Source organism: Streptomyces sp. NPDC107471, from assembly GCF_055582845.1.
On record NZ_JBVJPC010000011.1, the window covers coordinates 265,259 to 279,668 of the forward strand.

10 protein-coding genes are annotated in these 14,410 nt (G+C 69.8%); all 10 read left to right on the plus strand.

All coding sequences use genetic code 11. The features are described 5' to 3' along the window. The first annotated feature begins 420 nt into the window (after positions 1-420). Positions 421-1,716, plus strand: a complete 1,296-nt coding sequence (locus tag ACZ66S_RS32950; RefSeq protein WP_469905220.1) for a hypothetical protein — start codon at positions 421-423, stop codon at positions 1,714-1,716. A gap of 49 nt (positions 1,717-1,765) precedes the next feature. Beyond that, positions 1,766-3,025 (plus strand): ABC transporter substrate-binding protein, encoded by a 1,260-nt coding sequence (locus ACZ66S_RS32955; RefSeq protein WP_469905221.1) that lies wholly within the window; start codon positions 1,766-1,768, stop codon positions 3,023-3,025. Between the two features lie 49 nt (positions 3,026-3,074). Next, a complete protein-coding gene (locus ACZ66S_RS32960; RefSeq protein WP_469905222.1) occupies positions 3,075-4,136 on the plus strand; it encodes a carbohydrate ABC transporter permease in 1,062 nt (353 codons plus the stop codon). 4 nt (positions 4,137-4,140) lie between these two features. Then, positions 4,141-5,013, plus strand: a complete 873-nt coding sequence (locus tag ACZ66S_RS32965) for a carbohydrate ABC transporter permease (RefSeq protein WP_469905223.1) — start codon at positions 4,141-4,143, stop codon at positions 5,011-5,013. Next, complete coding sequence (locus ACZ66S_RS32970) at positions 5,010-6,809, plus strand: alpha-amylase family protein (protein ID WP_469905224.1); 1,800 nt, start codon at positions 5,010-5,012, stop codon at positions 6,807-6,809. Before ACZ66S_RS32965 ends, ACZ66S_RS32970 begins: the two co-directional genes overlap by 4 nt. Before the next feature lie 191 nt (positions 6,810-7,000). Next, positions 7,001-10,666: a S8 family peptidase gene (locus ACZ66S_RS32975; protein ID WP_469905225.1), complete on the plus strand. Its 3,666-nt coding sequence runs from the start codon at positions 7,001-7,003 to the stop codon at positions 10,664-10,666. Beyond that, positions 10,666-11,307 carry a hypothetical protein gene (locus ACZ66S_RS32980; protein ID WP_469905226.1) on the plus strand — a complete coding sequence of 214 codons (642 nt, stop codon included), beginning with the start codon at positions 10,666-10,668 and terminating at the stop codon, positions 11,305-11,307. Before ACZ66S_RS32975 ends, ACZ66S_RS32980 begins: the two co-directional genes overlap by 1 nt. Before the next feature lie 172 nt (positions 11,308-11,479). Further along, on the plus strand, positions 11,480-12,406 hold the full coding sequence (locus tag ACZ66S_RS32985; protein WP_469905227.1) for a pyridoxamine 5'-phosphate oxidase family protein: 927 nt from the start codon (positions 11,480-11,482) through the stop codon (positions 12,404-12,406). A 200-nt stretch (positions 12,407-12,606) separates the two neighbouring features. Continuing rightward, positions 12,607-13,182, plus strand: a complete 576-nt coding sequence (locus ACZ66S_RS32990; protein ID WP_469905228.1) for an RNA polymerase sigma factor — start codon at positions 12,607-12,609, stop codon at positions 13,180-13,182. Beyond that, on the plus strand, positions 13,179-14,396 hold the full coding sequence (locus ACZ66S_RS32995; RefSeq protein ID WP_469905229.1) for a CU044_5270 family protein: 1,218 nt from the start codon (positions 13,179-13,181) through the stop codon (positions 14,394-14,396). The genes ACZ66S_RS32990 and ACZ66S_RS32995 overlap by 4 nt, the downstream gene beginning before the upstream one ends. Positions 14,397-14,410 lie beyond the last annotated feature (14 nt).

Genomic DNA, 14,410 nt, shown 5'->3' on the forward strand with positions numbered 1-14,410 from the left:
CACCGGCGCCATTGGCGTGCTGCCTCCTGCGCTGCGCGAAGTCAACGACCCACTGCCCTCGATTGACCTCTGAATGACGTCCAATTGACGCCATGCGTCATGAGACGTCAACAGAGCATCGGCACACTTTCGGCACACATACGTCCCATCGACGGCACGCGCCGGGCGACACCACCACATGCCCTCAACAGCACCGTTTCGGACACACATCGGATGCTCAGGGCGCTTCACACCCGCATCCTGCCTGGACAGATAGGCAAACATACGTCGCCGAACAGGTTTGCAACAACGATGCATTGACGCCAAGTTGACGTGCGTGCAACACTCCCTGACATGGCGCAGGGACCACCATTTCCGCAGCCCTCCACATGTCTCAGCGGCCCTGAGCCGCACAACATGTTCCTCCAAGTTCGATCCAGCTTGACGGATCTTGTCGACTCTTTCATCTGGGCGTCACAGCGAGCCCGGGAGTGGGTACAGACCGGGCGGCGTGCGGACTTCCTGCCGAGCTACTGGGCGGGACTCACCGACCGGCCGATGTTCTACTCCCGGGATCTGGCCCACCAGATGCTCGGCGGCCACCTGCTCGGCCTCGACACCGAGAACCTGGCGATGCTCCGGCACTTCGCTGGTTCCGCCACCGAGCGGCGCGGCTGGTACCCGCTGTGGGCGTTCCTCTTCGACGGCACACCCGCGGCCATCGACTACCACCACGACGACGACTTCGTCCGCGAGATACCTGCACCGTTCGAGCTGGTGGAGAAGGCGGTCGAGCAGTACCGCTGGACCCGCGACGAGCGATTCCTGCGGACACCGGAGATCGCCGCGTTCATCCGCACCACGCTGACCTCGTTCGCGCAGGCCCACGACCCCCTCGGCACCGGAGTCGCCGGTGAGCGCGGCAGCGGCGAGATCTTCCAGGGCACAGCCACGTACAACGAGGTGGAGCATCCCCCGCACCTGCTGGTCGCGGGCGACGGCATCGCCAGCCAGTGGGCGGCCCACCGCGCGCTGGCGGACGTAGCGGCCGACGCGGCACTGGACCCGGATTTCACCCGCTGGAACACCGCGCGGGCGGCCGCTCTGGAGACCGAGTTCGCCGAGGGCTGGTGGCTGGCGGAGCACGCGCACTACACGGCGGGCTTCACCGAGGAAGGGCCGGTCAGCGGGTTCGGGCTGGAGAGCACCTGGTTCCCGGCGGTCAAGGGCATCATGCGCCCGGACGAACGGGCCACCGCCCACCTGGACTTCCTCGGTGCGTGCCTGGAGAAGAGCCCGCCGCACAACATCGAGGCCTTCACCTACCTGCCCGAGGCATACCTCCGGTACGGACGCGACGAGGAAGCCCTGCGCTGGATCAGGTTCCTGGCGGACTCCCGCGCGGACTACCCGGAGGTGCCGTTCACCCATGTCGCCCACATCGCGACCGGCCTGACCGGCCTGAGCGTGGGCCCGCGCGACGGCGAGGTGCGCACCCGCTCGCACCTCCCCGCCGACGCCTGGCTGGAGGTCGACCGGATCCCCGCCGGCACCTCGACCATCGGTGTCCGCCACGAGGGACACGAGGCCAGCGAACTGTGGGTGAGCGACGGCAGCGCCGTCACCTGGACCAGCACCTGGCAGGACGGCCGCACCACACGGGTGGACGTCCCCGTCGGCGGACGCGTGCGCGTCACCGTCGACCACGACATCACCGCTACTCCCCCGCAGAGCTGAACCGCCCCACCTCCCCAACGGCAACAAACCGCAACGACAAGGAACTTCCGTGTTGAGAACCGCAGTGACAGCCGCCGTAGTCGTCGGCTGCATGGCCTCCCTCGCCGCGTGCAGCAACGAGAGCGGGGCCACCCCCGGAGACAGCGGCGGCGACGCCGCCTCCATCTCGTTCGCCTACTGGGGCAGCAACGAGGAGAACGCGACCCTCAAGAGCATGGTCGCCGCCTTCGAGAAGGCCCACCCCGACATCCGCGTCGAGGCCAACTGGATCCAGAGCGACTACGAGCAGAAGCTCCAGACGTCGATCGCCGGCGGGGACGCCCCCACGGTGGCCGCGATCTCCAACACCTCACTGCCGAGCTTCTTCACCGCCTTCAAACCGGTCGCCGTCGACACGGGCGCGTACTACTCCCCGGCCGTCGCCAAGGCGGGCACCGTCGACGGCACCGACTACGCCGTGCCGTTCGTGGCCAAGAGCAAAGTCATGGCCATCGACAAGACCAGCTTCACCAAGGCCGGCCTCCCGGTGCCGTCCGGCACGACACCGCTCAGCACCGCGGACTTCGTCGCCGCCGCGAAGAAGATGACCAGCGGCTCCGGCTCGTCCAAGGTCTACGGCTCCGCACCCCTGTGGTACGACGGATGGCTGCTGGCCGACGGGGGCTCCTACTACAACGCCGACGGCACGAAGTGCACGATGGGCGACGCGGCGGGCGTCCGGGCCGCGCGGACCGTCGTCGACTCGGTGAAGCCCGACGGTTTCGCGCCCGACGCGATCGCCACGCAGGGCCAGGACATGCTCCAGTGGCTTTCCCAGGGCAAGGTCGCGGCGCTGCCCGACTTCGGCCCCTGGAACATCGCGAAGTTCGCCGCGCTGGACACCTCCCGCTTCGCGCTCGTCCCCATGTCGGGCCGTGGTGAGCCCATGGAGGTCGACGGCCTCGGCATCGCCAAGAGCGCGAGCGCCGCGCAGGCCAAGTCCGCCGAGATCTTCACGAAGTTCATGAGCACCGACCCGGCCGCCCAGAACCTGCTGGCGTCCAAGAAGTCCGCGCTGGGTGTTCCCGTGGTCAAGGACTCGCTGACCGCCTTCAAGTCCGCCGCGCCCGAGGTCAACCTCCAGTCCTTCGTCGACGCCGTCGAGCACGCGGTGACCACGCCGTACGTGAAGGACAAGGTGCGCATCGAGAGCACCTTCTCGACCGCCCTGAACTCCCGCACCGCGATCGGGACCGGCCACGAGAACCCGGCGACCGTGCTGCCGCAGCTTCAGGAGAAGTGTCAGCAGATGCTCGACGCGACCAAGTAACCCCTAGGCGGACGGCCGTGAACGGCACCGAGAAGGACCGATCCTCGACATGTCAGAGATAGTCAAGGGCCTGGAGGGCCTCCTCGCCCGGTTCCACCTCGATGTGGGACTCCAGCCCATCGTCGCCTTCGTCATCATGACGGCCGTCGTCTTCGGGCTTCTCGGCGCCGCGTTGTGGCTCGCGGTGAGACGGGGGTGGATCGGCCGCACGACCGCGGCGTTCTGGCTCTTCGCCTCCCCCTGGATCGTCGGCTTCCTGCTGTTCACGGGCGGCCCGATGGTCTACTCCCTGGTCCTGTCGTTCACCCACTGGGATCTGCTGAGCCCGGCACGGTTCGCCGGGCTCGACAACTACCGGCAGGCGTTTCACGATCCGGACGTCGGACAGGCCATCAAGGTCACCCTGCTGTACGCGGTGCTCAGCGTCCCGGCGCAGACGGTGCTGTCGCTCGCGGTGGCGCTGCTGATGAACGTGAAGGTCAGCGGCATCCATGTGTTCCGCACCATCTGGTACCTGCCCTCGCTCGTGAGCGGGGTCGCGCAGACCGTGCTGTTCATCTGGGTGTTCAACCCCGACCACGGCCTGATCAACGGAGTGTTGGGGTGGCTGGGCGTCGACGGCCCGAAGTGGCTGTTCGACCCGGACTGGGCCCTCCCCGCGGTCGTCATCATGAGCCTGTGGACCGTCGGCGGCAACATGATCATTTACCTGGCGGGCCTTCAGGACATTCCCACCGAGCTCTACGAGGCGGCGGCCCTCGACGGCGCCGGCCGGCTGCACGTCCTGTGGAACATCACCGTTCCGCAGATCAGCCCGGTCATCTTCTTCAACGTGGTGACAGGACTCATCTACGCGTTGCAGACCTTCACCCAGGGGTACGTCATCACCCAGAACGGCGGCGGCCCCTCCAACTCCCTGCTGTTCTACGTCGTTTACCTGTACCAGAACGCCTTCAAGTTCTTCCAGATGGGCTACGCGTCGGCGCTCGCCTGGATCCTCTTCCTGATGATCATGGTGCTCACGGCGATCGTCTTCCGGGGCAGCAGCTTCTGGGTCTACTACGAATCCCAGCGTCCCCAGGAAGGGAGGCGGCGTGTCCGCGCCAAGTAGAACGGTGTCTCACGAACGGACCGGACCAGCCGCACAGGCCCGGCGATCGCGGAACGACGGGACGCGGGCCGCGCGCTACACCGCGCTCGCCATCCTCGTCGTGGGTTCGGTCGTGTTCGTCTACCCCTTCCTCTGGATGATCGCCACGGCGCTGCGCACACCGGAAGGTGTCGCCGGCGGGGGCATCTCCCTGTGGCCCGTGCAGTGGCAGTGGTCCAACTTCTCCAGCGGCCTCGGCTCGTTCCCGTTCTGGCGGTACTTCCGCAACTCGGTGCTCAGCACCCTGGTGCCGGTGGTCGCGATCGTCTACTCGTCGTCGCTGGTGGGTTTCGCGTTCGCGCGCATCCGGGCCCGCGGCTCGAACCTGCTGTTCGGGGTCGTGCTGGCGACCCTGCTGCTGCCGCAGGAGGTGACGATCGTCCCCCAGTTCATCCTGTTCAAGAACCTCGACATGATGAACACGCTGTGGCCGATCATCCTGCCCACCTTCTTCGGCTCGCCCTTCTTCATCTTCCTGTTCCGCCAGTTCTACCTCCGCCTCCCGGAGTCACTGACGGACGCCGCCATCCTCGACGGCGCCGGATGGTTCCGCATCTGGTGGTCGGTCTACCTCCCGCTGTCCCGCCCGGTGCTGATCGCGACCGCGGTCCTTCAGTTCATGTCGTACTGGAACAACTTCCTCCAGGCCGCGATCTACCTCACCGACGACAAGTGGAAGACGCTGCCGCTGGCACTCGCCGGATTCCAGTCGGTGAACGGCACCAACACGCCCCTGCTCATGGCCACGACCCTCGTCGTGACCCTGCCCTGCGTCCTGATCTTCTTCCTCGCCCAACGCCACATCATCGGCGGCATCTCCTTCTCTGGGAACAAATGACTGACACTCGATCCCCGGCCCCGGCGTCCTTCTGGGTGCCCGGCCGGGACGACGCCGCCCCGCAGCACCCCGTCCACCTGGGCGCGACCGCGGCGGCGCGCGGGCTTCGGCTCCAGACGACCGACACCGCCCAGGCGACCGAGAGGTTCGACGGGGGGTGGGAGGTCTCGTTCCGCGCCACTGGTGCCGCGCTGGAGCTGACTGTCCTGATCCCGGCGGCGGACGCGGTCACCTGGTGGCGGCCGGGCAGCACCGAGCCGCACGCCACCATCCCGCCCTCCTGGAGCGACCCGGCCGACACCACCGCGCTCGCCGGCCTCCCCGTCGGGGCCCTGCTCGTACGCCACGACCTGACCGCCCTGGTCTACGCGCTCGACGCGGGCAGCCACCGCACCTCCGTACGGGCCGGACTCGTCGAGGAGAGCGCGGAGTTCGCGGTCATGGTGACCGTCGAGGACGCGCCGCCGGGCGAGGAGATCCGGCTGCTGCTCGACGTCTCCGGCCGCCCCTTCGCGGAGGCCGTGCCGGACACCGGACGCTGGCTGCAACGGGAGGGCGGCCGGGCGGTGGCACCCGGCGCGGAGGACGCGGTGCTGTGCACCTGGTACTTCGCCCACCAGGACGTCACGGCTGCGGCAGTGCTGGCCCAGGCCGACCGGGCCGCCGCGCTCGGCTTCGGCGTGGTCATCGTGGACGACGGCTGGCAGACCATGTCCCAGGCCCGCGGCTACGGCTCGTGCGGCGACTGGGAGCCGGCCGCGGAGAAGTTCCCCGACCCGGCCGGCATGGTCGCCGAACCGCGCGCCCGGGGCCTGCGCACCATGTGGTGGGTGGGCACCCCCTTCCTGGGCCACGGCGCACAGGCCCGAGCGGCCCGACTCGTCACGCGCTACGAGGAGTTGGCCCTCGACGCCGCGGTCCTCGACCCGCGGGACGACACCACCCGGCGCCACCTCGTGGAGCGCGTCCGCGATCTCGTGCTGAGGACGGGCGCCGACGGCGTCAAGCTCGACTTCCTCGAACGGTTCGGCACACCGGTGCCCGACGATCCGTCACCTCACTCCCCCGTGGCGGCGACCGTGCGACTGCTGGAGGAGATCACGGACACCCTCGGGGAGGCGGGGGCCCGGCCGCTGATCGAGTTCCGGGAGCCGTACGTCCACCCCGCCGTGGGCCGGTTCGCCACCATGCTGCGGGTCGGCGACTGCCCGCTGAGCGCGACGCAGAACCGGGTCGGCATCATCGATCTGCGTCTGGCGCGGCCCGGCACACCCATCCACAGCGACCCCGTCATGTGGGCCGCGGACGACACCGCCGAGCGCGTCGCACACCATCTGATCAACACGCTGTTCGGGGTCCCGCAGGTCTCCGTGGACCTCCTGCGGCTCGGTGACGCGGCGTCGGACGCGCTGGAGTTCTGGATGCGCGTCTGGCGGGTGCACCGGCAGACGCTGCTCCACGGCGAACTGCTCCCCGAGCGGCCCGATTTGCTCTACCCGCTGGTCGCCGCCCACGACGGCGACCGTCATGTCGTCGCCCGCTACGCGCCGCACGCGGTGACCCTGCCGAAGGGACCGTGGCGTGAGGTCCTGATCGCCAACGCGGACGACAGTGCGCCGCTGCTGGTCAACGACTCGCTCCCGATGAGCGTCCGGCTGGAGATCTGGGACGCGCGGGGCCGCTGTACCCACCGCTCGCTCGCGGAGGTGGCGTCCGGGCCGTCGGTCCTCCCGGTGCCCTCCGGCGGTCTGGCCCGTCTCAGCCACCCGGACCACGGTCCCGGCCCGGAACTCTGACCCAGCGGGCCTCCTGCCGTCAGCGGGCGGTGAGTTGTGCCGAACCGCTCGCCCACACGTCCCAGGGCCACCCGCTGAGCCACCGACATCCACCAGAAGAAGGCGACCCGGCCACGCACCCGTGGCGCACGGCGTCGCCCGCACCCACCTGCCCTCATGTCCGCCTCGTTCCTCACAAGGGAGACTCGTAGATGAGTTCACGCCCAACAAAAAGCGGCCGCAGACGCCGGGGCGCGGTGACCGTCGGCCTGACCGTCCTCGGCCTGCTCGCCCCGACGACAACGGCCCACGCCACCGGCCCGGACTCCCCGACACCGTCAACCGGCGTCTCCCCGACCGAGACAGCGCGCAAGACCGCAGACAGCCCTCTCGCTCGCGCCGTCGCAGCGGCCGGCGGCTCCCTCCCCATCAAACTGGTGACGGGTGACACGCTGACGGTCAGCGTCGACGCCGCGGGCAAGCCGGTGGTCCGCCAGACCGACAGCGCGCCGCGGGCCGACGGCCTGCCGGCCGTGCTGCACATACTCACCCGCCAGGGCACGACATACGCCATACCTGACGACGCCTTCGCCCTGGTCAGCCAGGGACTGCTCGACTGGTCGCTCTTCGACGTCAGCGAGTTGGTGACGCTCGCCGCGGCGGGCCGCAACGACACGGTCCCGGTCCTCGTGAGCTACACCGACTCGGCCTCCGCGTCCGCCCACAGGACGCGGAAGGTCCCCGGGGCCTCCGGCGGCCGGGCCCTGCCCAGCATCAACGGACGCTCACTGAAGATCGACGAGCACGGACAGTGGTGGCGGGAGGTACGGGGCAAGAGGGCTTCCTCCCCGGCCGCCGCCCGGTCCGCCGGTTCCCTCGCCGGGGTCAGGAAGGTCTGGCTCAACGGCCTGTCCCACATCGACCTCGACAAGTCGGTGTCGCAGATCGACGCACCCATCGCCTGGTCGCGCGGCTACGACGGCACCGGCGTGAAGGTGGCGGTGCTGGACACCGGCATCGACGCCACCCACCCGGACGTGGCCGGAAGCATCGCCGAGGCGGTCGACTTCACCGGCAGCCCCACGGGTCCCAAGGACGGGCACGGGCACGGCACTCACGTGGCCTCCACGGTCCTGGGCAGCGGCGCCGCGTCGAAGGGGCTGCACAAGGGCGTCGCACCCGGCGCGAAACTGCTCGTGGGCAAGGTCTGCGACAACAAGGGGCAGTGTCCTGAGGACGCGATCCTCGCCGCCATGGACTGGGCGGCGCACTCGGGCGCCAAGGTCGTCAACATGAGCCTGGGCGGCGAGCCCACGGACGGCACCGACCCGCAGAGCCAGGCGCTCAACGCACTCAGCCGCGAAACGGGAACCCTGTTCGTGGTCGCCGCCGGCAACCACTCGCTGAGCGACCCCCACGTGCTCGCCCCCGGCTCCGCCGACGAGGCCCTGACCGTGGCGGCCGTCGACGCGAACGACGAGGTGGCCGTCTTCTCCAACACCGGGCCCCGGATCGGGGACGGCGCCGCCAAGCCCGACATCTCCGGACCCGGTGTCGGCATCGTCGCCGCCCGCGCCGCGGGCACGTCCATGGGCGAGCCCGTTGACCAGTACTACACCGCGTCCGACGGCACCTCGATGGCCACGCCCCATGTGGCCGGCGCCGCGGCCATCGTCGCCCAGCAGCACCCGGAGCTGACCGGGCAGCAGATCAAGGCGCTGCTGATGAGCACCGCAACCGACCTGGGACAGAACATCTACGCCCAGGGAACCGGTCTGGTGGACCTCTCGACCGCGACCAATCCGGACGTGGTCACGAAGGGCACGCTGAACTTCGGCCGGCTGGCGTTCCCGCAGTCGGCGGTGACGAAGAACGTCACTTACACCAACCACACCGACAAAGCGATCACGCTGCACCTGTCGCTGTCCAGCTCCTTCGCCGACGGCAAAGCGGCCAAGACCGGGCTGTTCACGCTGGGGGCCGACTCGGTGGTCGTGCCCGCGGGCGGCTCCGCCGACGTGCCGGTCACCCTCGACGGCGGGGTCCTGAACGCCGATGATCCGCACGGGTCGTACAACGGGCTGCTCCATGCCCGGGGCGACTCCGGCGCGATCGAGCTCAACGGACGGATCCACACCTTCCTGGAGGCCCAGAAGTTCCCTGTCACCCTCAAGGTCGTCTTTCCGGCCGGCGCCACCGACGTCCAGTACGGCGTGGCCACCTTCACCCCGGTCGACAACCAGGTCTACCTCCACCCGGGCCCGGTCGGCTGGGTCCCCAAGGGCGACCTGACCGAGGACTTCTTCCGCGGCACCTTCACGGTGGATGTGCCGGTGACCTGGCGGAACGCGGCCGGTGACCTCCAGCAGGCCGCGCCGATGGCGCCGGAGGTGAAGGTCACCGGGCCGACGACGGTCACGCTGGACCTGCGCAAGGCCAAGCCTCTGACGATCACGTACCCGGAGGCCACCCAGACGTACGACAGCACTGACGTCGTCACCCGGGTCTCGGAGACGGGAGCATGGGAAACGGGCACCTCCATGGCCTTCTCCTATCGGGCCACCGAACCGAACTGGTGGATTCTGCCCACCGGCAAAGTGAGCAAGGGGACCCTCACCCACGAGATCTACCAATCGGCGACCACCCCCGTCGTCACCCTCCGCGCAACCGGCGGCGGCGCCGATTCCAATCTTCCCGCCCGATATGTGGTCCCCGATGCGGCACTGCCCCAGACGCAGGCGTGGCTCGGTGACGACGGTGAGCCGAGCACCCGGCAGGCCTCGATCAAGATTCCCCGCCTCCCGTTCAAGGACAACCTGCCGGTGGTGTACGCCGGTTCCGGGTCGGCCGCCGAACTCGCGGACGTCGACGTGCGGGGCAAGCTCGTACTGATCACGCCCACCGATGTCTGCCAGAACACGTGTGACTACACAGAGCTCCAGGGCAAGCGGGTGGCCTCCGCCGCCTCCGCCGGCGCGGTCGGTGTACTGGTCGCGGCACCGGGACTCGCCTCGCTCGGCGTCTCCTCGGCCGGCGACCTGTGCCCGGCCGGGCCGCAGAGTTGCCCGGTGGTCCAGCCGTACGCCGCGGTGCCCGTGGTGAGCGTCCCGTACGCCGACGCCCAGGCCCTCATCGGGCGGATCAGGGCCCACGGGACGAAGACCCGGATCAAACTGGCCGGCACCGACGCGCCGAGGACGTACGCCGCCACGTTCCGGGAGTCGGGGGCGGTCGAGAAGACCAGCTACCGGCTCGGCAGGAACGACCTCGACCGCGTCGACCTCGCCTACCACTCCGACCGGCCCGCCGACGTGTACAAGCTGATCTGGAACCGGATGACGCAGGGCATGGCCGGCAACTCCACCGTGCCGTTGCCGCAGCAGGTCACCCAGCAGATCAGCACCGTCTTCCTCCAGCGGCAGAAGGACTCCGTCAGCCAGTTCATGACAGCCTGGGCCGAGGCCGGTGCGGACCTCTTCATCAAGCACAACCGCCTGGAGACCAGGGAACTGGTTCCCACCGGCAGGGACACGATCCACTGGAACGCCGGACCTGCCGTGCCGGGGGCCGCATCCGCGACGCGGACCGCTTCCGGTCTGGGCTTCGAGACCGGACCCTGCGCGGGCTGCCGGCAGGGCGACACCTTCTACCCCACGCTCTATCTGACGAGCGCGGGCGGCGGACGCCAGGCCCTGATCGGCATCGTCGGCGACGGGACGGTCTCGCACGAGTTCACCGCTCCCGCCTCGTGCGGCACCTCTCCGTCCCCGACCATCCCGAGCCTCGACTACATCTGCGACTTCGCGCTCAAGGACGCGTCGGGCAGCGAGCTCGAGCGGCACACCACGCCCCTGCCGGACCAGGACGTGCCCTTCTGATGGCACTCGACACCGCACAGGAGACCGACACGATGAACACCCGCGTGCCCACGACGCGGCGCCGCAGAGGTGCCCTGACGATCCTCGCGGCCGCGGCGCTGCTCGCCCTCACCGGCTGCAAGGGGGGTGACCTCGTCTCGTACGACCTGCCGGCGCGGTCGGCCCGGTACACGTTCCAGACGGAGACCGAGGGCGTCAAAACGGTGTGGCAGTACAACTCGGCCACGGCGACCAAGGACGACACCTCCACGCTGAGCCCCTGCATAGGCAAGCTGGTCGGCAGCAACGAGGCCGCCTGCCGCCCCGAGCCGCTGATCTTCCTGCGCTACGACTTCGGCCTGGCCCTGGACAACACCGTCAAGGCCGGTCAGGCCCACGAGGTCACCGTCGTCGGCTACTACCAGGAACGCCTCTCGGACACACCCAAGGTGACCTCACTGAAGGCGGAGACCACCTTCGACGGGGGCGCCACCTGGCACCCCGCGACCACCAAGGCGGCCGGAAAGAACACCTTCACCACGGTGATCAGGAGCCCGGGACGGGACCGGACGGGCAAGGGAGTCGGCCTGCGGATCAGCGCGACCGACAGCCAGGGCAACACCGTTCGGCAGACCATCCCCACGGCGTACACCCTGCGCTGACGACACCGTGACTCCAAACCGGCGGAGTGGTGCGGGACTTGTTCCCGCACCACTCCGCCGGTCACGTCGGCGTCCACTCCGTGAACCCGGGACGGCGCCGGTGCCGTTTCAGTGACGGGAGCGTTCGCGTTCCCCTCTCCGTCCCCTTCGACTCAGACAGGTCGCCCACCCAGTGCCACTGGACTCCGTTGTTGCCAAGACCGTCGATGCCTACCGCACCTGCGAGTTCGCCACCCTCGCCCGGGACGGCACACCGATCGTCTGGCCGACGGCCACACTTCGCCGTGACGACGACACGTTCCTCGTCACCACATGTCTCGCCTTCGCCCAGAAGGCCCTCAATGTCCGTCGCGACAGCAGGGTCGCCCTGCTGTTCTCCGACCCCACCGGCAGCGGACTGGACGGCGCCGAGCAGGTGTTCGTCTCCGGTACGGCGGTGTGCCCCGAGGAGATCGTCACCTCGCCGTCCGGCGACGAGGCGTACTGGTCCATGCTCTTCGACCGCCAGCCCGACAGCCGTCGTTACGTGGATCCGCCCGCCCGTTGGCTCATGGACTGGTACTACCTGCGGCTGCTGATCACCGTCACACCCACGGACGTGACCACACGCCCGCCCCTGTCCGGGCAGCCCGACGACCGGCGCCTCGCCGCGGACACGGGGCTCTCCCTGCCCGGCGCCGACATCCTCGCGCGCCTCCCGACCGCCGTGCTGGGGGCCAGGGACGCTTCCGGTGCTCCCTTGCTCATGCGGACGCCGGTCCGGGCGACACCCGACGGGTATCGGGTGGAACCCACCCCGGACTGCGAAGTGGTGGCCGGGCCCGCCTCGTTGCTGGTGCACCGCCACGACGACCGCCTCGCCGATCTGTACAACGCCATGGTGCGGGGCGAGTTGCGGCGGTCCGGCGACGGCGGCTGGCTGCTGGTGCCGCACCGGGTCGTCGAGCCGTCGGGGGACGGCGGCCTCCGCACCCTGCGTACCGCCCGCCGCGCGACGAACCACTACCTCCGCAAGCACGACCTGGACCGTCCGCGGGTGGACTGGCCCGCGCTGAAGACTCTCGCCGCGGCCGCCGCGTCCCGAGCCGGCGCGTCCTGATCACGGGCCGGCACCCGTGACGTGGGCGCGGGTCGTCAGGCATCCCGCCTGGCGGCCCGTCTGCCCCTGTTCGCCGGGGTCCTGTCGCACCACGTCTGCCAAGGTGTGATGCCGATCACCCAAGGTTTTTCTCCCCGGCAGGTAAGAAGCGGGCCGCTGCCGACATTTCCAGGTATGAAAGCCGAGATGAGGGGGTGCTCGTGACACCTGCCGAGCGCTTCCACCATGTCTACGACGAGTGCCACCCGCGTGTCCTCGCCTATGCCACCAGCCTGGTGGGACGCGAGGTGGGTGAGGACATCACCAGCGAGACGTTCACCATCGCCTGGCGACGGATCCACGACGACGTCCCCCACCCGACCCTGCCGTGGCTCCTGGGCGTGGCCCGCAACCTGGTACGGGAGATGCGCCGCCGTGACGCCCTGCGGTACCTCCTTGCCGCGGAGGAGGCTCAGCGCCTGGCCGGCGGCGCCCACGACCAGTCCGGTGACGTGGCGGCGATGGTCACCGACCGGCACATCGCACTGCAGGCCCTCGCGAGTCTGCCGGAGAGCGACCGGGAGTTGCTGACCCTGATCGCCTGGCACGGCCTGAGCGCGAAGGAAGCCTCGACCGTCCTGAACTGCACGAGCGCAACGCTGGCCGTTCGTCTCTACCGTGCGCGCCGCCGCCTGGAGAAGGCACTGGACGCGGCACAGGAGCCCGATCCGTCCGAGGCGGCGCCGGCCCGCGCCGCAGACACCACCCGACCGCACTGCGAAGGAGCACCCGCGTGAAAAACTCCCAGGATCGATCCAAGCGACCTGACGTCATGCGGGTGCTCGCCGACGCGCGGCCCGATGAGCTGGACCCGGCCCGGTTGACCGACCCCGCGCGGCAACGACAGGACCTGGCGCGCATCGTCGCCCAGCCCCTGGACGGCCGTGCGGCACGCCGGTCCCTGCGTCTCCGTCCAGCGGGGGCGGTCGCGCTCGCGGCGGTGGCGGCGTCCGTGGTGGTGTCCGTGAACTCGTTCGACGGACAGGCGCCGGCCGAAGGGGCCACGGCGCAGCCGCGGGCCTCCGTCGGCACCCGGTCGCCGGGCGCGGCCCCGGGCCTGCGGGTCGACGGCCGTATAGAACTGCTCAGCGCGGCCAGGAAGGCGGAGGCCTCGCCCGCGCAGGGGACGTACTGGCAGACCACCACGCTGGCGCAGTACGTGGATGTCGCCGAGGTGAACGGGCGGCTCTTCGCCGTGCGCAGCTCGTCGACCGAGAACTGGTCGGTGGGTGTGCGGCCCGGGACGAAGAGTCTGATGGTCACCGGCCTGGACTCCCGGACCGAGCCCCGGACCGCGGCGGACAAGTCGACCTGGCAGGCCGTCGGTTCGCCCCGCACGGTGCAGCTCCAGGTCGGCCAGTCGACCGGGACGCACTCCCTCGCCCTCACGATGGGGGCCGGTCGGCCCACGGTCATGCGGACGGACCAGGGCGGCAAGATCTACGCCGTCGGACCGGACAACGTCTCCTACAAGGACCTCCGGGCGCTGCCCGCCACCAGCGAAGGACTGCGCCGCCACCTGGAGGAGCTCTACGCCCGGGGCAACGGCACCGAGGGAGCCGGGTCCGACCGCAGTGCCTGGATCCTGCGGCAGGCGGGCAACCTCGTCACGATGCCGGTCAAGCCGGCTGTCCGCGCGGCGGCGTACCGGCTGATGGCGGACCTGCCCGGTGTCCGGGTCGTCGGCAATGTCACCGACCCGCTGGGGCGCGAGGGTGTGGGAGTCGAGTTCCCCGACACCTACCGGACGCCGCTCGGGACCACGAAGCAGCGGCTCGTCATCGACGCCTCCACCGGTGACATGCTCAGCGACGAACTCCTGCTCGTCGAGCCCTCGGCCAGGGCCCGGGAGGCCGGCCTCAAGGCGGGCACCGTGGTGAACTACCAGGCGACCAGCCGTATGAGCTGGGGCGAGCACCAGATCACCGTGCCGAAGAACGCCCGCGACTGAGCCGGGCACACCCC